We start from the raw sequence: 21,846 nt of genomic DNA on the forward strand, positions 1-21,846 counted from the left end.
CTTTTGAAAGGGGTTCCGTTGACGGACCTTGCACTCTCCTCATCCCTGGCTGCTGCCGCCACCCACCCGGATCCCGCGTTCCCGCGCTTCCACCCCAGGCCGGCGCAGGGCTGGATCAACGATCCCAACGGCATCAGCTACATCGACGGCCGGTACCACGTGTTTTTTCAGTACAACCCTTTGTCCGCTAGGCACTCACAGATTCAGTGGGGGCACCTGAGCTCTGCTGATTTGGTGCGCTGGGAGGAGCATCCCGTCGCCCTTACGCCGCAGGCCGGAGGGCCGGATTCGGCGGGCTGCTGGACAGGCGTAGTGACCATGGATGATGGCGTGCCTACAGCTTGCTACTCGGGGGTCCAGGACCACGGCGGGCACTCGCAGGTAGTTATTGCCCGGGGTTCGGCCGATCTGGTCACCTGGGAACAGGACGGCCACGTTGCTGCATCCATGCCGGCGGATCCCATGGTTACGGCTGTGCGGGACCCTTTTATTTTCTGGTTTGGCGGTGCACGTTACGCCATGCAGGGGGCGGGTCTTGCCGACGGCCGCGCCGCCTTGCTGCTCTACACTGTGGATTCCCTTGACGATTGGAAATACCAAGGGATCTGGCTGACCACGGCTGATCCCGTGGCTGCTGCGCATACCCCCGCTGAGATCTGGGAGTGCCCGCAGTTGGTGGAGGTGCCCATCGCTTCAGGTGGCTCCACCTGGGTCATGATGTTCTCGCTGTGGCTCTCCGGCGACGACCACGAGCACGCCAACGGTGTGGGGTACCTGGTGGGGTCCCTTTCCGCGGATCCTTCGTCCGGGCTGCCGGTCTTTACGCCGTCCTCCGGCGGGAAAGCGGATCTTGGCCGCGACTTCTATGCGCCGCAGATTGTTCAGCTTTCCTATTCCGCTGGTGGTGATGCTGCTTCTGCTCTCTTGTGGGGGTGGGCCAACGAAGGTCCCGGCCGTGACGGGCGGCGGGGCCGCACCCAGGAAGAAATCGACGACGCCGGGTGGTCGGGTGTGTTGACGCATCCCCGCGTTTTGTCGGTGGCTGAGGGGGTTTTGGAGGTTGCTCCTGCGCCCGAAGTTCTTGCATACCGTGGTGCTGCTGTGGCTTCGGGAGCTACGGGATCTGTTGCTGTACCTGCGTTTGCCGAGGTGCTGGTTCGGGGGGCTTCTTCCTCGGTTGCGGGCTTGGGTGCCGGTTCCGTTGCGTTGCTCCTTGGCTCGGGGGCTGAGGCCCAAGTGGTTTATTCGGGCTCTCTGGCCGCGGGGGAGGAGCTCCGGATCTTCATCGATGCATCCCTTGTTGAGGTGTACCGCTCCGGCTCTGTGGCCACCACGCTTCGGGCCTACCCTGCTCCGGGTGAGGAGTGGCAACTCACCTTGCCCGCCGGAGCGACTGCCGACGTGTGGGAGCTGAGCCTGCCCGCATAGGCGGCAGGCCGGCGTCGTGCGTGTGTTGTGGGGCCTGTTGTGCGTGCTTGCGGGTGTGTTTGGGGCGCAGAGGAGGCCCCGCAACGGTGGGGTGCGTGTGTTGCGGGGTCTGGTGTGCGTGTTTGTGGGTGTGTTTGGGGCGCAGAGTGGGCCTGGCAACGGTGGGGTGCGTGTGTTGCGGGGTCTGGTGTGCGTGTTTGTGGGTGTGTTTGGGGCGCAGAGTGGGCCCCGCAACTCAGCGCGTAGGTGCGGGGCCGGTCGATTCGCGGGTGACCAAGCGGCAAGGGACCATCGTTTCAACGGTGGTCCCTTTTCCAGTGGCGTCCGTGCCCTCGATCGCATCCAGCAGCGTGGTCATGGCGGCGCGGCCGATCTCCCGCAGCGGCAGGGCCATGGTGGTCAGGGACGGGACCATGGTGTCGGCAATCCGGGTTTCGTCGTCGTAGCCCATGATGGAGAGGTCGCCGGGGACACTGAGCCCAAGCCGTGCGGCCGCGAGGGTGACGCCGACGGCCAGGCGGTCGTTCGCGCACATGATGGCCGTGGGGCGATCAGCAGGGGACACGCCGTCGAGAAGTTTCATGGCGCCACGATAACCCGCATCAATATCCCAGCCGGCCATGAAAATCCTGCCCTCACGTACCGGCACGTTGCCCTTGGCGTGCGCATCCCGATAACCCCGGACACGCAGTGGCGCGGCTGGGGAGTCCTCGGATCCTGCCAGGAGCGCGATGTCCCGGTGGCCCAGCTGCAACAAGTGCTCTGTGGCCTCCCTGCCGCCGGTGAGTTCATCGGGGATGACGTGGTGCAGTTGGGGTGCGGGGTGGGCGTCGTAGCAGTTGGCCAGCACTGAGGGAACGCGGAGCATGCCTGGCGGAACCTCGATCGGTTTCAGGCCCACCGTCACGTACATCAGCCCGTCAACCTGCCGGTCCAAGAGGGTTTCGATAGCGCCGGCGTCCCTCGCGGCGTCCTGCTCAGTGTCCATGACCACGGTGACGAAACCGCGGCTTCGGGCGACGTCGTCCGCGCCGCCAATGATGTTGCCGTCGAACGGGCTGACCACCACTTCATCGGAGAGAATGCCGATCACGCGCGACCGCTGGTTCCGCAGGCTCAGCGCGATGGCGTTAGGGGAGTAGTTCAGTTCCAGTGCCGCTGCCCGGATCCGGTCCTGGCTCTCCTTGGCCACATTGCCGTCACCACGGCCATTCAGAACCAGCGAGACCGCGCTTCTGGACACACCCGCCCGTTTGGCGACGTCCAGTGCGGTGGCCTTGCGGTTCATGGTGCTTTCCTCTCCTGCAGACTTGTCAGCAGTCTACCTAACGCGTGTGAGGTAACGGGCTTTCAGTACCCCAGTTCGTAGAACACCGACTGCATGAAGGGCAGCGCTTTGGCGACCCCAGCCACAATATAAAGCCCCCACCCAGCAACGATAGCCGCAATCGGCCACAGCCCTCTTCGTGGTGCCACCTTATGAATCACGACTGCTCGCCCGATCACGTAGGGCACACCGCCAAGGAACGACCAAGCCCAGCTGAAGGGCCGCACAACGCCTTTGCGGGAAAGCCACCTGTAGTCGAACACAGCGAGGCCCACTGTTGCGCCGTACGTGAGAACCAAGCCGATTATGATCGCGAAATAGGCTGCTGTGAAGATGTACGTGGGATCGATGGAAAGGTATCCGCTGCTTGCGATGTAGGTGTGAACCTCTGGGTTCCAGGACAGCATCAGGGTACCCACGCCAAAGGGCAGACATGCGAGTAGCCAGATGAACGGGTTTCCCACGGCTTGATCCTTGGCCAGCAACGGGCGTTGGGCAGTCGCTGGCTGGATTACGGGAGGTCCCGCGTGGCCCGTCCAACAGGTGCCGTTCCACCAGCGCAGATGGCGGGGATCAGTCGGGTCGGGGTACCAGCCGGGCGTCGTTGTCACGTCGCGACAGAATAGCCGAGCTGGGAGTACATGGACTGCATGAAGCTGGACGTCCAAATGCCGGCCACCACCATGCTGATCACAAACACGGCAATGGTGATCCACACCGGCAACAGCCCGCGTTTGGGCGCCACCTTGTTGACGATCACCGAACGGCCAATGACATAGACCGCCGAGTTCAGGAACGTCCAGGCCCAGTGGAAAGGACGCACGACGCCGGCCCTCCCCAAACGCTGGTAGTCCAGGTACGCGAAGAACACCGAGAGGCCGTAGATGACCAGGCTCGAGGCCAACAGGAGGAAATACCCCGGCGTGTACATCGAGAACGGGTCCAAGGTGGTCACGCCCTGCCGCGTGGTGATGACCCGGAACTCAGGCTGCCAGGTCAGCATGAACAGCACCGAGACCAACGGAAGCAGCGTGATGGCCCAAATGAACGGGTTGTAGACGGGCGTATCATCGCTGATCGGGGTACGCGGAGCTTTGAACGCGGGCTGGTACTGCACCTGCTGGTACTGCATCGGCCGGGAAACCTGATGGGAGGCCTGCTGCGGAGCCAAGTGGGCAGTCCAGACGCGGCCGTCCCACCAGCGGACAAGTCGCGGGTCTGAAGGGTCCGGATACCATCCCGGAGGCGTTGCGGAACCGGGCGTTGATTGAGTCATATCTCCCCCACATTGAGTCGTCTTCCGAGAATATCGCGATTGCTGCCCCTCGGTTGCCAAGCACCTCTCCCCAGTGCCTGTCAGGTGGTGTATGAGTGGAAGATGAGCTTCTTCGACGCCCTCCCCGAGCCTCCCGAACGGGCACGTCAACCCCAGCCAATCAGGCCGGGGTGGGCCGGGCCGCCGTCGGACGAATTGCCCGGCGTGGTCCCGCTTGGCGGGTTTGTGCACAAGAGCCGGCGGATGGTGGTGGCTTTGAAGTTGGTAGAGGTGTACTCCACGGGCTGCCTGTTGGACCTGGTGTGGTCTGTTCGACGCGTGGATGAGTCGGATCAGGAATGGCGGGAAATCGTGGAGGAGAGCTATAACCACCCGCGGTCCAGCCTGGATACCAGGACGGGACTTGAAGTAGGGGTGGCTTTTGCGGACGGACGCAAAGCTGTCGCGGCCATTCACGGACCGGCGTCCTTTGAAGAGGGTGACGACATGACCGGCCCTGTCCTGACAACCTTGGGCGGCGGCGGAGGGAGCAACAACGCCGAGTCCGTCCAGTTCACCGGACGGTATTGGCTGTGGCCGTTGCCGCTGGAAGGGGACTGCACGCTGGCGATCAGGTGGCGGGCCTTGGGGATCCCTGAGGGCTCGCTCGTCCTGCCCGGCGAGCATCTGGAAGAAGCCTTGGGGCGAGTGCAGAAGTACTGGACTGAATGACTTTTCCACATAGCCGGGTTGGCCTGTATTTGGGGCGGAAGGCCGCCGGTACAGTGGCACTATGCCTGCACTTCCCTCCCTAGAAGAACTCGTCGATTCGGCCCACGTGGTCTCGTTGCCCATGCGGGTGAAGTTCCGCGGCATCATGGAGCGCGAGACTCTCCTGCTCCGCGGGCCCATGGGGTGGGGTGAGTTCTGCCCGTTCCCTGAATACGACGACCACGAGTCCTCTCCTTGGCTGGCCGCCGCCTTGGAAGCAGGGTGGATGGGGTTCCCCCCTCCGCGGCGGTCCGCCATCCCGGTCAACGCGACAGTTCCCGCCGTTCCCGCAGAACGCGTCCCGGAGGTGCTGGCACGGTTCGGGCGCGTGGACGCTGTCAAGATCAAAGTCGCCGAACGCGGGCAATCATTGAGGGACGACGTTGCGCGGGTACACGCAGTACGTGAAGCTCTGCCCGAGGCCGCCATCCGTGTTGATGCCAACGGTGGATGGGACATCGGGCAAGCAGTGGAGGCGCTGGGCAAGCTCTCCGTTGCAGGCCTTGAATACGCTGAACAACCCGTTCCCACCATTGAGGGCCTGGCCGAGGTCCGGCGTCGGCTTTCTGAGGGAGGGACGCCCGTTCTCATCGCTGCCGACGAGAGCGTACGCAAGGAGGACGATCCCCTTCGGGTAGCCAGGGCCGGCGCCGCGGACCTCATAGTGGTCAAGGTCGCTCCACTCGGGGGAGTCCGGCGGGCACTGGACATCGTAGAGCAAGCCGGGCTGCCCGCCGTCGTCAGTTCTGCGCTGGATACCTCCGTGGGCATCCGCGCCGGGCTGGCGCTCGCAGCCGCGCTGCCTGCGCTTCCTTACGCTTGCGGACTCGGTACAGTATCGCTGTTCGAATCGGACATCACGCTGGACCCGCTGGTGGCCGACGACGGCGGCATTCAGTTACGCGAAACGGTGGCCGATCCTGGACTTCTTGAGCAGTTCGCGGCCCCGAGGGAACGCCGGGAGTGGTGGCTGGACCGGCTGCGAAGGGTGCACGGAATCCTGGCGGCAAACCAGCACCCTTTGTTCACCGGTTCTTAACCGGAGAGACCTCTCAGATTCGGATTCCGCTGAAAAGCTCAGCGGGAACCTCGTACATCCTCTGGAAGGTCTTCCCCAATGTCTGAAACCACCGGACGCACGTTTCCGCTGCTCCCCATGCTCGGCCACACCAAGGGCAAACGCAGTGCGGTTACCTGTGCTTTGAAGTGCGACAACGCCTGCTCGGGCGATGTCTGCAACACGAGCGCCAACGGCTACTTCCGCGACATCGCCTCAACGGCCATGTCCCGCCGTGCAGCACTGGGGCTCGGCGCCGCAGGAGCGCTCGCCATCGTCCTCGGTGGTGCCGTAACCGGTGGTGACACCGCTGTGGCCGACCCGGGAAACGGGCTCTCCGATGCTGCCAAGAAGGGCTTCGAGAAGTCCAAGCTCACGTTCACGGCCATCAAGCCCGTGGACGCTGCGGTGGATGCCTTCACCGTTCCGGAGGGCTTCGATTGGAAGCCGATCATCCGCTGGGGCGACCCCTTGTTTGCCGACTCACCGGCCTTTGACCTCAACGCGCAGACCGCTGCAGCCCAGGCCCGCCAGTTCGGTTACAACAACGACTACACGGACATCCTGCCCATCCCGGGTTCCAAGGACCGCCGTGCCGTGCTCTTCAGCAACCACGAGTACACCAACGAGAACATCATGCTGCCGGAAGGCTTCGACCCCAAAGAGGCACGTGCCATCGGACGCGCCGGACATGGTCTGGCTGTAGTGGAGCTCGAGCGCAAGAACAAGAACAAGCCGTGGAACTACGTCCAGGGCGCACCTCTGAACCGTCGCTTCCTCACAGATACCGTCTACGAACTGACGGGCGCCGCCGCCGGTACCAACCTGGTCAAGACGATCGATGACCCGGCAGGCCGTTGGATCAAGGGCACACTGGGCAACTGTGCCGGTGGAACCACCCCGTGGGGCACCATCCTCTCCGGCGAAGAGAACTTCAACGGCTACTTCGCTGCCCCCGGCACCAGCGACGGCGACAAGCGATACGGAATCTCCTCCAAGCCAACCACCCGTCAGTGGGAACTCGACGAGCCGCGCTTCGACACCCGCAATTCCGGCTACGCCAACGAGACCAACCGTTTCGGCTGGATCGTGGAAGTTGACCCGTTCGATCCCACGTCCACTCCCAAGAAGCACTCCGCCATGGGCCGCTTCAAGCACGAGGGCGCCAACGTCATCGTCGCTCCTTCCGGTCACGTAGTGGCCTACATGGGCGACGACGAGCGTTTCGACTACCTCTACAAGTTCGTCTCCAAGGGCAAGTACCAGCCCGGAGACTCACGCGAAGCCCGCAAGAACAACATGAACCTGCTCTCCGAAGGCGACCTCTATGTGGCTCGCTTCACCGGTGACTCTCCTGCGGACATTGACGGCACCGGCAAGCTCCCCGCAGACGGTTCTTTCGATGGGACCGGCGAATGGCTGCCACTGGTAGTCAACGGCACCTCGGCTGTGCCCGGTATGACCGTGCCGGAGGTCCTCGTCTACACCCGCATCGCCGCAGACAAGGTGGGGCCCACCAAGATGGACCGCTGCGAAGATGTTGAACCGAACCCGCGCACGGGCAAGGTCTACGTCGCATGCACCAACAACACCGATCGCGGCAAGGCAGGCAAGGAAGGCGCCACCGAGGTCAACCCCCGCAACCTGAACCGTGACGGCCACGTCGTGGAAATCACCGAAGGCCGCGAGCAAACGGGCACCAAATTCAACTGGAGCCTCTTGTTGGTGGCCGGCGATCCCGCCAAGAACACCTCCACGTACTTCTCGGGGTTCCCGGCTGACAAGGTCTCACCCATCTCATGCCCGGACAACGTGGCCTTCGACTCCGTGGGCAACCTCTGGATCTCCACCGACGGCGCCCCCGGCACCATCGGATACGCGGACGGCCTGTTCAAGGTCACCCTCGAAGGTCCTGAGCGCGGCAAGGTGGAGCAGTTCCTCGCCGTTCCCCGCGACGCCGAGACGTGTGGTCCGATCATCCACGACGAAGAGCGCACCGTGTTTGTGGCCGTCCAGCACCCGGGCGAGGACGGCTCGTTCGCGGAGCAGAACTCCTTCTTCCCGGACTACGTCCCTGCAGGCGCCACCCCCGCTGCCGGTGCGGCCCGGGCTCCCCGCCCCTCTGTGGTTCAGGTCTTCCGCAAGTAACGTTTGGCCTCTTCCTTACTGACGAATGCTCCCCTTCCCGGTTCCAGGGAGGGGGAGCTTTTCGTCGTCTTCCGACGCTCTTCCACGTCCCGTGTGCTTGAGCGGATCCCTCTGTCACCTCCAATGCTCTGGCGGCTCGAGCCCTGTCGGCATAAGGTCGGTTGAATCATGACTGAACAGCAGCCGTACGATCTGGTCCAGCAATATCCCCACTTCGAACTGAGACGGTATCCCCCGCATGTTCTCGCGGAGGTGGAAGTTCACGCGGCCTTTGATCGCGCCGGGAACGAGGCCTTCCGTTATCTTTTCAACTACATCAGCGGCAGCAACACCACCAGGCAGAAGCTGACCATGACCGCGCCTGTCATTCAGGAGAGCGGAACGTCAGAGAAACTGGCTATGACGGCGCCGGTCCTGCAGAGCGGACCCCTCCCGGATGGTAGCGACGGGGACTACGTTGTCGCCTTCGTTTTGCCGGCGGGGCTGACAGCGGAGACTGCTCCGGTGCCAAATGAACCCAAGGTCAAAATCCGTGAGGTGCCAGGGGCGTTATCTGCCGTTGCACGATTCACAGGCAATGGATCAGCTGCGGCCTTTGAGCGCCATACGGTTGCGTTGACCGAGGCCCTTCAGTTGGCTGATCTTACACCGATCAGTGCGCCCAGATTCGCGCGTTTCGACCCTCCTTTCAAGCCTTGGTTCCTGCGACATAACGAGGTATTGCTGGACGTCAAGGAAAGCTAACGGCTCTTGGGTGGGAGAGGGACGGCTGGAAGGGTTAGGGATGTGGGAGAGGGACGGCTGGAAGGGTTAGGGATGTGGGAGAGGGACGGCTGGAAGGGTTAGGGATGTGGGAGAGGGACGGCTGGAAGGGTTAGGGATGTGGGAGAGGGGTGGGGCGGGCGCCAATAGACTGGAACGGTGACTTCCCAGGACTCTCTGACATCCATCGGCGCCGCCCGGATCGCCGTTTCTACACTGCTCGACGGCGGTGTGCGGCACGTGGTGGTGGCGCCGGGTTCGCGGTCTGCACCCATGGCGTACGCTCTCGCTGAAGCAGAAGCTGCAGGCCGGGTCAGGCTGCACGTGCGCATCGATGAACGCGATGCCGGCTTCACAGCATTGGGCCTGGCACTTTCCACCGAGGCACCGGTGGCAGTGGTGACCACTTCCGGAACCGCGGTTGGCAACCTCTTGCCTGCTGTCATGGAAGCCAATCATTCGGCCGTTCCCGTTGTAGTGGTCTCCGCCGACCGCCCGGAAGAACTTCACGGAACCGGGGCCAACCAGACCACCATTCAACTGGACCTTTTCGGCGATCACGTGAGATTCGCCGTCGACGTCCCGGCTGGAGACCATCCCCAAAAGGCCGTTGCCACCGCACTATATGCGGCCACCGGGGCCCTCGAGGACACCCCGCCTGGTCCTGTCCAAGTGAATCTTGCCTTCCGGGACCCGCTGGTACCGGCCGACGGCGACGCACTTCCAGCCGCTGCCGGACACGGCGTGTTCCACTACGACGCCGGTCCTCAAACGCTGGATCTTCCGGCGACACCGAAGCACTTGGCCGAGCGACGTACCGTGGTCCTTGCTGGCCACGACGCCGGCCCCGTGGCTGAAGCGTTTGCCCGTGCCCATGGTCTGCCGCTGCTGGCTGAACCGTCGTCGAACGCGCGCTTCGGACCAAATGCGGTGGGCCCATACCGGGTACTGCTGGCGCACTTCGGACCCGGATCAAGAACCCCGATCCAGCGTGTGGTCCTGTTTGGCCGGGCCACCCTGTCCCGCCCGGTGGCCGCCTTGCTGGCAAGCGAATCGGTGGAATCGGCGATTTACCAGCCCGTTCCCGTTGCCTGGTACGAGGCCGGCCGACGCCGTGAAACCCCGATCGAAACCCTTCCCGAACTCGCCGAATTCGCGGGCCGGGGACCTGCCGAATGGCTGGACTCCTGGCTCCTCGCCGGCGCAGCGGCACAGCACGGCTTGGACGGAGTGCTTGCGGAGGAGACGCTTGCCAACGGCCCATCCGTGGGTGCCGCCGTCTGGGAACATTCACGGGGGCAGTTGGTGCTTGGCTCCTCCAACGGCATCCGCGATGTGGACCTCGCCGGTCAACCCCACCCGGAACCCATCGCCACCGTGAACGCAAACCGTGGCCTCGCCGGCATCGACGGCACCGTCGCCACAGCCACGGGAATCGCCGTGGGCAGTGGCCGCGAAACCACCGTCCTCCTGGGCGATGTCACCTTCCTCCACGACGCCGGGGGACTGCTCCTCGGGCACGGCGAACCTGTCCCGGACCTGCGCATCGTGGTGCTCAACGATTCCGGCGGCGCCATCTTCAGCCTCCTGGAGCACGGCGCCGTGGAAGACTCAGGCGCCTACGGCACCGCCGTCGAACGCCTCTTTGGCACCCCGCACTCAGTGGACATCGCGGCGCTTGCGGCGGCGTACGGCGTCGGGCACCAAGCGGTGAGTACGACGGCGGAACTTGCTGCGGCGCTGAAGTCACCGGTGAAGGGCCGCACCATTGTGGAGGTGCGCGTGGACCGGGCGGGCTTGCGTGCGCTCCATGCACGCATCAAGGAAGCCATTTCCGGAGCCGTGAGCCAGGTCCTAACCGCCGGTTGAGGCCAACGCCGGCAAGCCTCGCGCCCGTTCCCGCCAGGCGGAAACGGGCGCCCCGGGGAAACAAAAGAGCGCCCACAAGAACGCAAAAACGGGCGGGCAACACTCACGAAGAGTGCCGCCCGCCCGTCAGCGGGGGAGTGCGGGAAGGCTACGCTTCCTCCACCCCAATGTGCGTCGGGTCAAGAACACGGCGCAGGAATTCCTTGGTACGCGGCTGGGTTGGAGCGCTGATGATGTTCTCCGCCGGCCCTTCTTCCACCACTACGCCGGCGTCCATGAAGACAACGCGGTCGGCAACTTCGCGGGCGAAGCCCATTTCGTGCGTGACCACCAACATGGTCATGCCTTCCTGGGCCAGCTTGCGCATGACAGCCAGGACATCGCCCACGGTCTCGGGGTCCAGAGCGGAGGTGGGCTCATCGAAGAGCATGAGCTGCGGGTCCATGGACAGGGCACGGGCAATGGCAACGCGCTGCTGCTGGCCGCCGGAGAGCTGGTCCGGGAAACGGTCGGCGAGGTGCCCCAGTCCAACACGTTCGAGGTTGTGGCGCGCCACCTCCGAAGCTTCGGACTTGGACCGCTTGAGGACCTTCGTCTGGGAAATGGTGCAGTTGTCCAGGACGCTGAGGTGCGGGAAGAGGTTGAAGTGCTGGAACACCATTCCCACGCTTTGACGCATCTTGTTGAGGTCGACGTCGGGGTCGGTGGCCTCAAAGGAACCAACGTTGATGGTGCCCGCGTTCGGCTGCTCCAGCAAGTTGACGCAGCGCAGCAGGGTGGACTTGCCCGAACCCGAAGGTCCGATCAGGCAGACAACCTGGCCCGGTTCAACCGTCAGCGAGATGCCTTTGAGGACCTCGTTGCTGCCGTAGGACTTGCGCAGGTCTTTGATATTGACGCCGGCGGCGCGAACGGTGGCCGTGCTCCCAGTGGAGTTATTCATGACTATCCTGCCTATCGCTTGGTCCGCGCGGAGCGGCTTTCGAACTTCCGTGCCAGGAGGCTCAAGGGGATGGTGATGACCAGATAGAAAGCACCGGCTACCAGCAACGGCGTCAGGCCGGCGCCCAGGCTGGAGATGCCATCGCGGCCAAACTTGGTGAGCTCGTACTGGGAGGCTGTGAGACCCAGTACGTAGATCAGCGAGGAGTCCTTGGTGAGCAGGATGATTTCGTTGGTCAGCGGCGGCAGGACGATCTTGAACGCCTGGGGGATAACGATCGAAACCATGGCCCGCCAGTGCGGCATGCCCAGCGATCGGGCGGCTTCCATCTGGCCCTTGGGCACGGCCTGGAGGCCGGCGCGAAGGGTTTCAGCGATGTACGCGGCAGCAACCATACCCAGCGAAACCATCACGATGATGTTGACATCCCACTGGATTCCAAAGGCCAGGGGTACGCCGTAGCCGAACGCGATGAAGACCAGCAGGGCCGGAACGCCGCGGAAGAACTCGATGTAGCCCGTGGCCAACCAGCGGTACAGCGGGAACGATGAAAGCTTCATCAGTGCCAGCAGCAGGCCACCGGACAAGCCCACAATGAACCCGAGTGCCGTGTAGATCAGGGTGTTCTTGAGGCCCACCAGGAAGATGTCCGGGAACATCGGGCCGATCTTGGCGAAGTTGAAGACGCTGGTGCCGATCGTCTTCCAGTCCACGGCAATAATTACGGCGGCCACGGCCACAACAAAGATTCCGGCCTGGACGTACAAACTGACTTTGGCTCGTTGACGTGCAGTCATTGCCATGGGGTTCTCACATTCATGTTGCGCAGGTGGGGCCCCGAAAGGACCTGAACAGATCGCTTCGGGGCCCGCCTGCGTGGATCTGGGGGAGCCGGGGCTCGGACTACTTGGTGGCTTCGCCGAACCAGGTGGTCTCGAACTTCTTCAGGGTGCCGTCATCGGTGATGCGCTTCAGGGTGGCGTTCACGGCATCGGTCATGGCGGTGTTGCCCTTCTTGATGGCGATACCCAGCTTCTCGCCCGTTGCGTAGTCTTCAACGCGCTTGAGGTTGGAATCGTCCTTGATGGCGTAGCCCAGGACTGACTGGTTGCCCACGGCGGCTTCGATGGTGCCGGCCTTGAGAGCCTGGACCAGGAGGCCGGTGTCTTCGAACTGCTGGGCGTCGATTCCCTTGTCCTTGGCGTACTGTGCGCCGGTGGTGGCCTGCTGGACGCCCACCTTCTTGCCCTTGGCACCATCAAGGTTGGTGATGCCGGAGGCGGACGTTGCCACGAGGGTCAGGTCGTCGTCCAGGTACGGGGTGGAGAAGTCCATGACGTTCTTGCGGACGTCGGTGATGGAGATCGAGGAGATGGAGACGTCGCAACCGGTCAGGGCGGTGCCGGTCTCGATGGCTTCGAAGGAGCTGTCCACCACGTTGAGTTCGGCCTTGACGTCCTTGGCGATCTCGGCGGCAATGTCCATATCGAAGCCGACGATCTTGCCGTCCTTCTGGAATTCGAAGGGCTCGTAGGGAACATCCGAGCAGACCGTGAGCTTGCCTGCGTTGATGAGCGCGATGCCGGATTCGTTGGTGGCCGCGGGGGTCGAGGAACCACCACAGGCGGTCAGGGCCAGGACGCCGGCTGCGAGCACGGCGGCAATCTTGGTGCCGGACAGAACCGAACGGGAGATCTGCATGTTGTTTACCTTTTGTTGCGGTGGATGCTGAACTGAGTCGGTTTTAGTGTAGCGCCGAACGTGAGATGTGCATCACAGGAAACGAAGTTTCACTATTGGATAACAAGTTTACTCACTAATCAACCACCTGCGAAGAGGCACTGTCCGGGATACCGGATTTAGCGGCGAATCCCCAACGCTTCGAGCATCGGCCGGAACTTCGCCCATGTTTCGGCCAGTTCGGCCTCCGGCTGCGAGCCTTCAACGATCCCGCATCCTGCGTACAGCCGGACCGTGTTGGCGTCCTCGATCACCGCACCGCGCAGGGCGATGCCCCATTCACCATTGCCGGCGGCGTCAAGCCAACCCACAGGGCCGGCGTACGGGCCGCGGTCCAGGTGTTCGAGCTTGCGGATCAAGGCGCCAGCAACCAGCGTCGGGGTCCCGCACACTGCGGCCGTGGGATGCAAGGCATTGATCAGGGCCAGGCACGTGGGCACATGGCCCTCGATGTCGGCCAACTCAGCCTTCACATCGGAAGCGAGGTGCCACACATTGGGCAGCTCCAAAATGAACGGTTCGTTGTGCGAGTTCATTGCCTCGGAGAAAGGAGCCAGCTGCCGGGTCAGGGAATCAATCGCGATCTCGTGCTCATGCCGCTGCTTCTCGGATCCAGCCAGGACACGCTCCGCATACTCCATGGGGGAGCCGTCCATGCCATCGGCATCACGGCGATCCAGGGTTCCTGCAAGCACGCGGGCCTGCGCAGTGCGGCCCTCCACCTGAATCAGCATCTCAGGCGTTGCGCCCACCAGGCCGTCCACGCCGTACGTCCAGCATTCGCGGTATCTGGCGGCGAGCTGGCGAAGTACCTCCGCAGCGTTGACGCCCTCGGGAAGGGTAGCGACGACGTCGCGCGCCAAAACCAGCTTCTCCAGCTTGCCGGCCCGGATCTCCTCCACGCCGTTGGAAACAGCCTGCATCCAGGCGGCCTCGCTCAGGGAACCGGAGCTCAGGTGACCGGCGGAGCCGTCAGCGGCAACAGCCTCGGGTGAGGGTACGACGTCGGACCCTCCTACCGCTGAATCCTCACCATTCGGTTCCGGTTCTGTCAGCCAGCGGTCCACGGAGGCGAGGACGCCCGCTTTGGTGAGGGGGTCGTCGTCGAACGTTAGTTGGGTAGCCCATGCGCGGCCATCGCGGATCCCCACCACCAGTTCGGGGAGGATCAGGCGGGACACGTGCGGGGAGGTTTTGGAGAAGGCGAACGAGCCGAAAGCCACGGGACCGGTGCCTGGAAGCTCCACGTGATCAGTGATTTCGGCCTCAAGAATGAGGTGCCGCCACCAGATATCGGCCTCGAGGAAACGCTCGGGCCCGGTGGCGTTGAAGCGGGTCAGTTCGCCGTAGCCCACCAGTCCGGCCTCGCGGCGGGACCAGCAAAGGACGTCGTCCCGCACCAGAAATGACGGCAGCCCCCCGGAGGATGATTCAACATCGAGGGGGACTGTCAAGGTGCGGAGCGTGCTCGTCATGATGGAACAACAGTACTCCCGCAGGCAACCAGAATCTGAGCCGACTTCTACAGCGCAGCAAAGTCCGTTGAATGTCTGAGACAATTACAAGGTGAACCGAGCATCCTTGGAAAAGCGTCCGGACGAAGTTGCGACGATGTTTGATGATGTCGCCCCAAAATACGACGTCGTCAATGATGTCCTGTCCATGGGGCAGACGCGCCGTTGGCGCCGGATCGTGGTGGATGCCATGGATGTGAAGGCGGGCCAGAAAGTCCTGGACCTCGCCGCCGGAACCGGAACGTCCAGCGAACCCTACGCCGACGCCGGTGTGGACGTCGTTGCCTGCGACTTCTCCCTGGGCATGCTCAAAGTGGGCAAGCGCCGCCGCCCGGACATCGACTTCATTGCCGGAGACGCCACCAACCTGCCGTTCGCTGACAACAGCTTCGACGCCTCCACCATCTCCTTCGGACTGCGCAACGTTGTTGAACCCCGCAAGGCCCTCGAGGAAATGCTGCGCGTCACCAAGCCGGGCGGCCGCCTGGTCATCGCAGAGTTCTCGCATCCCGTAGTGCCGCTGTGGCGCAACCTTTACACCGAGTACCTCATGCGTGCGCTCCCTGCCATCGCCACCAAGGTCTCCTCCAACCCGGACGCTTACGTGTACCTCGCCGAGTCCATCCGCGCATGGCCGGACCAGGACCACCTGGCCCAGTGGCTCAGCGACGCAGGCTGGACGGACATCACGTACCGAAACCTCAGCGGTGGCATCGTCGCCGTGCACCGCGCACAGAAGCCGGCCGAGCATCGCGACAGCGTTCCCGTGGCCAAGCTTCGCCGCCAGATCAAACCGCGCCAACAGGCCGGCTGAACCCGTACCGCCTGCTGATTTAGGACGACGTGAAAGTACTGATTGTTGGCGCGGGCCCGGCCGGGTCCACCGCTGCGTATTACCTCGCCCAGGCGGGCATCGACGTCACGGTGCTGGAAAAGACCTCCTTCCCCCGTGAAAAAGTGTGTGGCGATGGCCTTACGCCCCGTGCTGTCCGCGAGATCCAGAAGTTGGGACTATCCCACACGGTGGAGGACGGGTGGCGCCGGAACAAGGGCCTTCGCCTTATTGCCGGCGGACGCACCATTGAGCTGCCGTGGCCCGAGGTTTCCGACTTTCCCACGTACGGCCTGATCCGCACCCGGCTCGGTTTCGACGAATCGCTGGCCCGGCATGCCGAGGCCGCGGGCGCCGTCGTGCTGGAACGCCACAGCGTTACTTCCGCACTGACCGCCGACGACGGCCGTGTCATCGGCGCCCGGGCGTCCATCCTTGACGAGTCCGGACGCAAGACGGGCGAGACGCGCGACTTCCATGCCGACGTCGTGCTCGCTGCGGATGGAAACTCGACCCGAACCGCCGTGTCGCTGGGGATGCACAAGCGTGACGACCGGCCGTTGGGTGTCGCAGTGCGAACCTACTTTACGTCCCCGCGTCACAACGATGACTGGATGGAAGGCTGGCTGGAACTGCCCGGCAAGTCCGGCAAGCCACTGCCCGGCTACGGCTGGGTCTTCGGGGTCGGTGACGGCACGTCCAACGTGGGTCTCGGGATCCTGAACTCCTCCAAGGAATTCGGCAAGCTGGACTATAAGCAGGTCCTGCGCGAATGGACCGCCGGCATGCCGGCTGACTGGGGCTTTACGCCGGAAAACCAGGTGGGCGAGATCCGCGGCGCCGCGTTGCCCATGGGATTCAACCGCACCCCGCACTATTCACCCGGGCTGCTTCTGCTGGGCGACGCCGGCGGCATGGTGTCTCCGTTCAATGGCGAGGGCATCTCCTACGCCATGGAGTCCGCCCGGTTCGCGGCAGAGTTCATCATTGACGCCTCCGCCCGCTCGGCGTCGGCCGGCTGGTCAACGCACGACGCCGATGCGCACCTCTCGCGGTACGGCGACTACGTGCGGGACCAGTGGGGCTCGCACTTCACGCTGGGCCGTGCCTTTGCTTTCCTCATAGGCAAGCCGGCCGTGATGAAGCTTGCACTGCGGACCGGGATGCCGATTCCTGTGCTGATGCGCTTTGTGGTCCGCATGCTGGCCAACCTCACCGACCCAGCCGCGAAGGGTTTCGAAGACCGCGTCATCCGGGTCCTTGAGATGCTGGTTCCGGCCACCTCCAACACTTCCACTGCCCGCGCCCATACGCCGGCAGGCACCGACTCCGCGGTTTCCGCAACAACTAGTTAGGGTTATTCCGTGACGAACTCTGCCGAACACAGCTGGACGCATGCCGGGCACGGCCTGCCGGACTCTGTTGAGCCTGCTCCCAACACCACTGCGATCGCAACGGGACTCCAGCTGCCCGCCGGTTTTGCCGCCATCGCCGGCGATGCCGAGCTCGGACCTGCCATCACCACCAACCTTGCCCGGGTTGAGAAGAAGCTCCGCGAAGCCATCTCCAACTCGGACCCCCTGGCTGATGCGACGTCGCGTCACCTGGTGGAAGCCGGTGGCAAACGCATCCGCCCCCTCCTTACCCTGTTGTGCGCCCACCTTGGCGATGCTTCACGCTCCGAGGTTGTCCAGGCTGCAGTAGTTGTGGAGCTCACGCACCTCGCAACGCTCTACCACGATGACGTGATGGACTCCGCTCCCTTCCGCCGTGGCGCTCCTACGGCCCATGAAGTCTGGGGCAACTCGGTGGCTATCCTCACCGGTGACTTGATCTTTGCCCGCGCCTCCATCCTCGTGTCCGAACTCGGCTCCAGGGCGTTGGGCATCCAGGCCCGAACCTTCGAACGTCTGTGCCTCGGCCAGCTCCACGAAACCGTGGGACCGCGCGAAGACGAGGATCCGGTGGAGCACTACCTGTCCGTCATCGCTGACAAGACCGGTTCCCTGGTGGCAGCGTCCGGTCAGCTCGGTGCGATCTTTGCCGGCGCCGATGAGGCCTACGAGGACCTGCTGGTGGAGTACGGCGAGAAGGTGGGCGTTGCCTTCCAGCTCGCGGATGACGTCATTGATGTCACCGGCGTGAAGGTCAAGTCCGGCAAGTCCCCGGGCACCGACCTCCGTGAAGGTGTGCCCACTTTGCCCGTGCTGCTGCTCCGCCGTGACGCGGCTGCAGGGGATGCCTCCGCCAGTGCTCTGCTGGAATTGATCGACGGCGACCTGTCCTCCGACGAAGCCCTGGCTGAGGCCGTGGCAGGCCTGCGCGAGCACCCGGTTACCAACGAGTCCTGGAAGATTGCCCGCCAGTGGTCCGCCGAGGCCGTGGCTGCCTTGGCCCCGCTGCCCGAGGGTGTGGTGAAGGCGTCGTTGACCAACTTCGCGCATGCCGTGGTGGACCGCAGCAGCTAGTTTTCCACTTCTTGACAGGCGTCCGGTCTTCTGGCTGGGCGCCTGTTCTTGTTTCCGGGTGCTTGTTTTTGTGTCCGGGTACATAGTGCAGGCCGTCGTGACCTTAGCTGGGCCCCGGGGCGCCGTTGTCGAGGGAATCCCGTACCGCCATCACCTACTTTGTGGGTCTGAGGGGACGGCTCGCCTATAGTTTCGGCGTGTTGGGTGGTCTGGGGAATCAAAGTGGGTGGTGGCCGTACGCGCCAAAGTGCGAGGTCCACGCAAAAACGGAATGGCCCCGGCTCGCTGCAACGTTACGAGTCATACGCTGCACCGAACCGGGACCACAATCTCCGTTCGCATCAGACCCACCGGAGGCATTTAGTGGATCCGTGAAAAGCTTATGACAATCCTGTCACATATGCAACTCTTTGGGTCAATGGTTTTTTTATCCTTTGCGGCCTGATTTACAGGCAGTGCGGAGCGTGGTCGGTCGCTCGAGTTTTCAGGGGCGGTGCCGGTGTCACCCACTTTGAGTTCCAAGTGCGGGGGTTGCTACCACAGGGGGCGTGTCCTGCCCTCCTGGGCCGGCAAAGCGGGTGGTGGAGGTGCGCGCGGTTGTCCACATAGGGGCAATTTCGGCAACCGGAAGGGCCGCGTCGAACCCAGCATGGCTACATGGACCTCACCACATTCCTCCGAAGCCGGCACGGAACAGCCAGGACGGAAACCCTCAGGAAGGCGGGCTTCTCCCAGCGGGTCCTCGCGAAGGCTATCAGTACCGGGGCCGTCAAGCGTTTGCACCGCGGCGTTTACACGCTCAGCGAGGCCGACCCGGACGTAGTCGCTGCCTTTCGAGCGGACGGCGTGATCACCTGCGTCTCTGCCGCGCGGTTCTATGGCCTCTGGACTCTTGGGGGAGCAGAGGAAGTCCATTTAAGCTGCAGCACTGGTCTGGCGAGGCTACGAGTGGTCCACCACGGGGCCCGTCTGCACCCCGATCATCCGTACTTGCCTGTTGCAGGGGTAGCAGATGTGTTGATCCATGCCCTCCGATGCTTGCCGGAACTCGACGCGCTCGTCATGGTGCAGAGTGCAGTCAGCCTTGCACTGCTCTCCACCGACTTCCTGAGGTCAAAGCTTCCGGGCAACAGAAACGGCAGGATGCGGGAAAGCTTGGACTTGGTTCTTCCGCGTGCCGACTCCCTCCTCGAGGTGCTGGCGCATACACACTTCACCAAGGCGGGCCTCAAGGTTCAGATGCACGTGGACGTGCCGGGGGTGGGTGAGGTGGACTGCCTCGTCAACGAGTGCCTGATCGTAGAACTCGACGGCGGCACCCACCTTGAAGGGAAACAGGTCAAGAAGGACCAGTACAGGAACAACGCAGCCATGCGGGGAGGGCTATTATGCCTCCGCTACTACTATGCGGACGTCGTTCACCACCCTGAGCGCATGGTGGGTGAAGTCCTGGCAGTCCTACGCAAGAGGGAAGCCGGCCGCTTTGCCCCGGCGAGGTACGCACCCGGGTGGGTTCCGCCGTCGTAAGCATTCTCTGCGGCGGTACCGCCGCCACCCACTTTGACCGCAATTCTCCAGCGACACGCCCTTCTGAACGGCGTGTTGGGCCCATCCAGCGATCAAAGTGGGTGGCAGCCGCACACCCCCCCCCGCAAACAAAACAGCCCCCACCCTGACAGGCAAGGTCAGGGAAAGGGCTGCATCAAAACTGGAAGTTAGTCTTCGTCGTCGTTGAACGCCCACTCGAACATGTCGAACACGAACTCCGAGAAGGTGCCCTCTTCGCTCTTCCACTGGCCGCGGGCGTTGTTGCGGCGCCAGACGATGGGGTCCGGGATGCTGAGGTCGGCTGTCCGGAATCCCCAGGTGAACTGCTCTTCTTCGTCCTCAAGGAACATGAGGAAGCCCTCGTCATCGACCTCGAGCTCTTCGGGATCCCAGAAGTAGTGGTAGGCCTCCATGAGGTCCTCGCAACCGCCGATTGCGAGGTAGAACTCGCGGAGAACCAGCGGGATGGTGAAGGAGTGATCGGCGAGGGCGTCATCGAGTTCCTCAGGCGTGAGGCCGTCTTCTTCCTGCCATTCATCCTCGAGATACTTTGGGACCAGCGCACGGAACTTCTCGAGGAACATGTCAGTCATGCTCTTATCCTAGCTAATCCCGGGCCCCCGAAATTGCGCCCGGTCCAGCTCCGGGGCGGTGCCATCCGCGGACGGCCAGCGGTACGTGCCAGCTGCGGCGCCAGGCAGTGACACGGAAGGCGAAGACAACCGCAGCCACAATGCATGCGGTCAGCCCGGTGAAGTTACCCAGATGCCACAGGAGCGTGGTGAGGCCAGCCCCTACAAACGCGGGCAGGGCATAAAGATCGCGGGCGTTGAACAGCGTGGGAATTTCGTTCGCAGTAATGTCCCGCAGCAACCCGCCGCCCACGGCGGTAGTAACACCCAGCAGGATCGAGGCCACGGGATTCATCCCCGCGGTGAGGGCCTTCAGCGTTCCGGTGATGCAAAACAACGCCAGCCCACCGGCGTCGAACAGGGTCAGCAGCGACGTGAAGCGCTGGACCGAGGAGAACAGGAAGTAGACCAGCATCGCGGCCAGCAGCGGGGGAGCGAGGTACGCCGGATTCGTGAAAGCGATGGGTGGGCCGGCGTTGATGATGATGTCGCGGATCACGCCGCCACCCAGGGCCACGATGGACCCGAGGAGTACCGAGCCCACAATGTCGAATTGTTTACGGGCGGCCAGCAAGGATCCTGAGACCGCGAAGAAGAACACGCCAACCAGGTCGAGCCAAAGAAGGACGATGTCGATGGAAATCAAGTGGACGGGTTCTTTCTGGATACGAATCTCAATAGATGCTGGCTCAACGTTACGCTAGCTCCCATGAACAGCCCCGTTTTGATCGCTTGCGCCCACGGAACCCGGAATGCCGAAGGGCAAGCTGCCATCCGGCAGGTCATGGCCGACATTGAAGCCCTCCGCCCCGGTTTGCGCGTAGTTGAGGCGTACGTTGACGTGCAGGAACCCGAGTTGGGCGGCGTGGTGGAGGGCCTGCCCGAGGGGACTCCCGCCGTCGTCGTACCGCTTTTGCTCTCAACCGGTTTCCACATCAAAGTGGACGTCCCCAAAGCAATCAAGGCCCGGCCCGAGGTTGTGGCTGCCAGGCCGCTGGGACCGGACGCGCGGCTGGCTGAGCTGTTGGCCACCCACTTGCGCGCGGCCGGACTGGAGGAGGACGACGGCGTGCTGCTGGCTGCCGCTGGCTCCTCCCTTCCGGACGGCTCGGTTGATTCGGAGGAGCAGGCGAGGCTGCTCGGAGACCTGCTGCCCAACAAGGTGCGGGTGGCCTATGGCGCCAGTGCCCAGCCCACAGTGCCCGACGGCGTGGCCTCCTTGCGCCAAGAACTCGCCGCCGACGGTGGGTCGGGCCGGGTCTTCATTGCTTCGTACCTGCTGGCGACCGGCTATTTCCACGATCAGTTGGCCAAGGCCGGGGCCGATGTTGTGGCGGCGCCACTGTTGCCATCGAGGGTGCTCGCTGAGATCGCGCTGGAACGGTACGACGCAGTGTTGGAAAGGCTCTCCTAACCTTTATCTGCGCGGAAAAGCGGCTGTATGGACCTGCATAGAACAGGTCCTCCGGACAAGGCCGCGGGCGTGTTCGTGACGAAATGTTTCCCTAGGTGACTTAGCATTTCCGGACCTTTGCTGGCTAAATCTGGCCAG

The 21,846-nt window shown here is 63.5% G+C and carries 20 protein-coding genes; 11 read left to right on the plus strand and 9 right to left on the minus strand.

Going from position 1 to position 21,846, the window contains the following annotated elements:
• Positions 1-18: 18 nt before the first annotated feature.
• Positions 19-1,428, plus strand: coding sequence for a glycoside hydrolase family 32 protein (locus M1D51_RS05455; protein WP_458108843.1), 1,410 nt, complete (start codon positions 19-21; stop codon positions 1,426-1,428).
• A 235-nt stretch (positions 1,429-1,663) separates the two neighbouring features.
• Here the strand turns inward: M1D51_RS05455 and M1D51_RS05460 are convergent, their stop codons facing one another.
• The 3 genes from M1D51_RS05460 to M1D51_RS05470 form a co-directional block, all read right to left on the minus strand.
• Entirely contained in the window at positions 1,664-2,716 is a 1,053-nt protein-coding gene (locus M1D51_RS05460; RefSeq protein ID WP_458108844.1) for a LacI family DNA-binding transcriptional regulator, read from the minus strand.
• 62 nt (positions 2,717-2,778) lie between these two features.
• Entirely contained in the window at positions 2,779-3,366 is a 588-nt protein-coding gene (locus M1D51_RS05465) for a DUF2510 domain-containing protein (RefSeq protein ID WP_458108845.1), read from the minus strand.
• Entirely contained in the window at positions 3,363-4,031 is a 669-nt protein-coding gene (locus M1D51_RS05470; RefSeq protein ID WP_458108846.1) for a DUF2510 domain-containing protein, read from the minus strand. The genes M1D51_RS05465 and M1D51_RS05470 overlap by 4 nt, the downstream gene beginning before the upstream one ends.
• A 102-nt stretch (positions 4,032-4,133) precedes the next feature.
• On the opposite strand from M1D51_RS05470, the gene M1D51_RS05475 reads away from it, so the two are divergent.
• From M1D51_RS05475 to menD, 5 genes are all read left to right on the plus strand, one after another.
• Positions 4,134-4,742, plus strand: a complete 609-nt coding sequence (locus M1D51_RS05475) for a hypothetical protein (protein ID WP_458108847.1) — start codon at positions 4,134-4,136, stop codon at positions 4,740-4,742.
• A gap of 61 nt (positions 4,743-4,803) precedes the next feature.
• On the plus strand, positions 4,804-5,820 hold the full coding sequence (locus tag M1D51_RS05480) for an o-succinylbenzoate synthase (protein ID WP_458108848.1): 1,017 nt from the start codon (positions 4,804-4,806) through the stop codon (positions 5,818-5,820).
• A 78-nt stretch (positions 5,821-5,898) separates the two neighbouring features.
• Positions 5,899-7,986, plus strand: coding sequence for a PhoX family protein (locus tag M1D51_RS05485; RefSeq protein ID WP_458108849.1), 2,088 nt, complete (start codon positions 5,899-5,901; stop codon positions 7,984-7,986).
• 168 nt (positions 7,987-8,154) lie between these two features.
• Positions 8,155-8,730 carry an SOUL family heme-binding protein gene (locus tag M1D51_RS05490; protein WP_458108850.1) on the plus strand — a complete coding sequence of 192 codons (576 nt, stop codon included), beginning with the start codon at positions 8,155-8,157 and terminating at the stop codon, positions 8,728-8,730.
• 177 nt (positions 8,731-8,907) lie between these two features.
• On the plus strand, positions 8,908-10,617 hold the full coding sequence (menD, locus tag M1D51_RS05495; protein WP_458108851.1) for a 2-succinyl-5-enolpyruvyl-6-hydroxy-3-cyclohexene-1-carboxylic-acid synthase: 1,710 nt from the start codon (positions 8,908-8,910) through the stop codon (positions 10,615-10,617).
• Positions 10,618-10,765: 148 nt separating this feature from the next.
• On the opposite strand, the gene M1D51_RS05500 is transcribed toward menD, so the two are convergent.
• The 4 genes from M1D51_RS05500 to M1D51_RS05515 form a co-directional block, all read right to left on the minus strand.
• Positions 10,766-11,560 carry an amino acid ABC transporter ATP-binding protein gene (locus M1D51_RS05500; RefSeq protein ID WP_458108852.1) on the minus strand — a complete coding sequence of 265 codons (795 nt, stop codon included), beginning with the start codon at positions 11,558-11,560 and terminating at the stop codon, positions 10,766-10,768.
• Positions 11,561-11,571: 11 nt separating this feature from the next.
• Positions 11,572-12,363 (minus strand): amino acid ABC transporter permease, encoded by a 792-nt coding sequence (locus M1D51_RS05505; protein ID WP_172324364.1) that lies wholly within the window; start codon positions 12,361-12,363, stop codon positions 11,572-11,574.
• 100 nt (positions 12,364-12,463) lie between these two features.
• Positions 12,464-13,261: an ABC transporter substrate-binding protein gene (locus M1D51_RS05510; protein WP_458108853.1), complete on the minus strand. Its 798-nt coding sequence runs from the start codon at positions 13,259-13,261 to the stop codon at positions 12,464-12,466.
• A gap of 158 nt (positions 13,262-13,419) precedes the next feature.
• Positions 13,420-14,775, minus strand: coding sequence for an isochorismate synthase (locus M1D51_RS05515; RefSeq protein ID WP_458108854.1), 1,356 nt, complete (start codon positions 14,773-14,775; stop codon positions 13,420-13,422).
• A gap of 91 nt (positions 14,776-14,866) precedes the next feature.
• Here M1D51_RS05515 and M1D51_RS05520 point away from each other — a divergent pair, with 91 nt between their 5' ends.
• From M1D51_RS05520 to M1D51_RS05535, 4 genes are all read left to right on the plus strand, one after another.
• Positions 14,867-15,628: a demethylmenaquinone methyltransferase gene (locus M1D51_RS05520; protein ID WP_458108855.1), complete on the plus strand. Its 762-nt coding sequence runs from the start codon at positions 14,867-14,869 to the stop codon at positions 15,626-15,628.
• A 29-nt stretch (positions 15,629-15,657) separates the two neighbouring features.
• The gene (locus tag M1D51_RS05525; RefSeq protein ID WP_458108856.1) at positions 15,658-17,001 is read left to right on the plus strand and encodes a geranylgeranyl reductase family protein; all 1,344 of its coding nucleotides are present in this window, start codon (positions 15,658-15,660) and stop codon (positions 16,999-17,001) included.
• Positions 17,002-17,010: 9 nt separating this feature from the next.
• Entirely contained in the window at positions 17,011-18,114 is a 1,104-nt protein-coding gene (locus tag M1D51_RS05530; protein WP_172324369.1) for a polyprenyl synthetase family protein, read from the plus strand.
• 657 nt (positions 18,115-18,771) lie between these two features.
• On the plus strand, positions 18,772-19,641 hold the full coding sequence (locus M1D51_RS05535; protein WP_458108857.1) for a type IV toxin-antitoxin system AbiEi family antitoxin domain-containing protein: 870 nt from the start codon (positions 18,772-18,774) through the stop codon (positions 19,639-19,641).
• A gap of 188 nt (positions 19,642-19,829) precedes the next feature.
• On the opposite strand, the gene M1D51_RS05540 is transcribed toward M1D51_RS05535, so the two are convergent.
• Positions 19,830-20,255 carry a hypothetical protein gene (locus tag M1D51_RS05540; protein ID WP_172324371.1) on the minus strand — a complete coding sequence of 142 codons (426 nt, stop codon included), beginning with the start codon at positions 20,253-20,255 and terminating at the stop codon, positions 19,830-19,832.
• Positions 20,256-20,268: 13 nt separating this feature from the next.
• Positions 20,269-20,940, minus strand: a complete 672-nt coding sequence (locus M1D51_RS05545) for a trimeric intracellular cation channel family protein (protein ID WP_458108858.1) — start codon at positions 20,938-20,940, stop codon at positions 20,269-20,271.
• On the opposite strand from M1D51_RS05545, the gene M1D51_RS05550 reads away from it, so the two are divergent.
• Positions 20,941-21,708: a sirohydrochlorin chelatase gene (locus M1D51_RS05550; RefSeq protein ID WP_458108859.1), complete on the plus strand. Its 768-nt coding sequence runs from the start codon at positions 20,941-20,943 to the stop codon at positions 21,706-21,708.
• Positions 21,709-21,846 lie beyond the last annotated feature (138 nt).

It is taken from the genome of Arthrobacter sp. R3-55 (assembly GCF_054161505.1).

Coding starts and splice junctions, on each gene's coding strand:
- M1D51_RS05475 (WP_458108847.1), top strand. CDS start 4,134: ATGAGCTTCTTCGACGCCCTCCCCGAGCCTCCCGAACGGGCACGTCAA.
- M1D51_RS05490 (WP_458108850.1), top strand. CDS start 8,155: ATGACTGAACAGCAGCCGTACGATCTGGTCCAGCAATATCCCCACTTC.
- M1D51_RS05535 (WP_458108857.1), top strand. CDS start 18,772: ATGGACCTCACCACATTCCTCCGAAGCCGGCACGGAACAGCCAGGACG.
- M1D51_RS05540 (WP_172324371.1), bottom strand. CDS start 20,255: ATGACTGACATGTTCCTCGAGAAGTTCCGTGCGCTGGTCCCAAAGTAT.
- M1D51_RS05510 (WP_458108853.1), bottom strand. CDS start 13,261: ATGCAGATCTCCCGTTCGGTTCTGTCCGGCACCAAGATTGCCGCCGTG.
- M1D51_RS05460 (WP_458108844.1), bottom strand. CDS start 2,716: ATGAACCGCAAGGCCACCGCACTGGACGTCGCCAAACGGGCGGGTGTG.
- M1D51_RS05505 (WP_172324364.1), bottom strand. CDS start 12,363: ATGGCAATGACTGCACGTCAACGAGCCAAAGTCAGTTTGTACGTCCAG.
- M1D51_RS05515 (WP_458108854.1), bottom strand. CDS start 14,775: ATGACGAGCACGCTCCGCACCTTGACAGTCCCCCTCGATGTTGAATCA.
- M1D51_RS05470 (WP_458108846.1), bottom strand. CDS start 4,031: ATGACTCAATCAACGCCCGGTTCCGCAACGCCTCCGGGATGGTATCCG.
- M1D51_RS05485 (WP_458108849.1), top strand. CDS start 5,899: ATGTCTGAAACCACCGGACGCACGTTTCCGCTGCTCCCCATGCTCGGC.
- M1D51_RS05480 (WP_458108848.1), top strand. CDS start 4,804: ATGCCTGCACTTCCCTCCCTAGAAGAACTCGTCGATTCGGCCCACGTG.
- M1D51_RS05500 (WP_458108852.1), bottom strand. CDS start 11,560: ATGAATAACTCCACTGGGAGCACGGCCACCGTTCGCGCCGCCGGCGTC.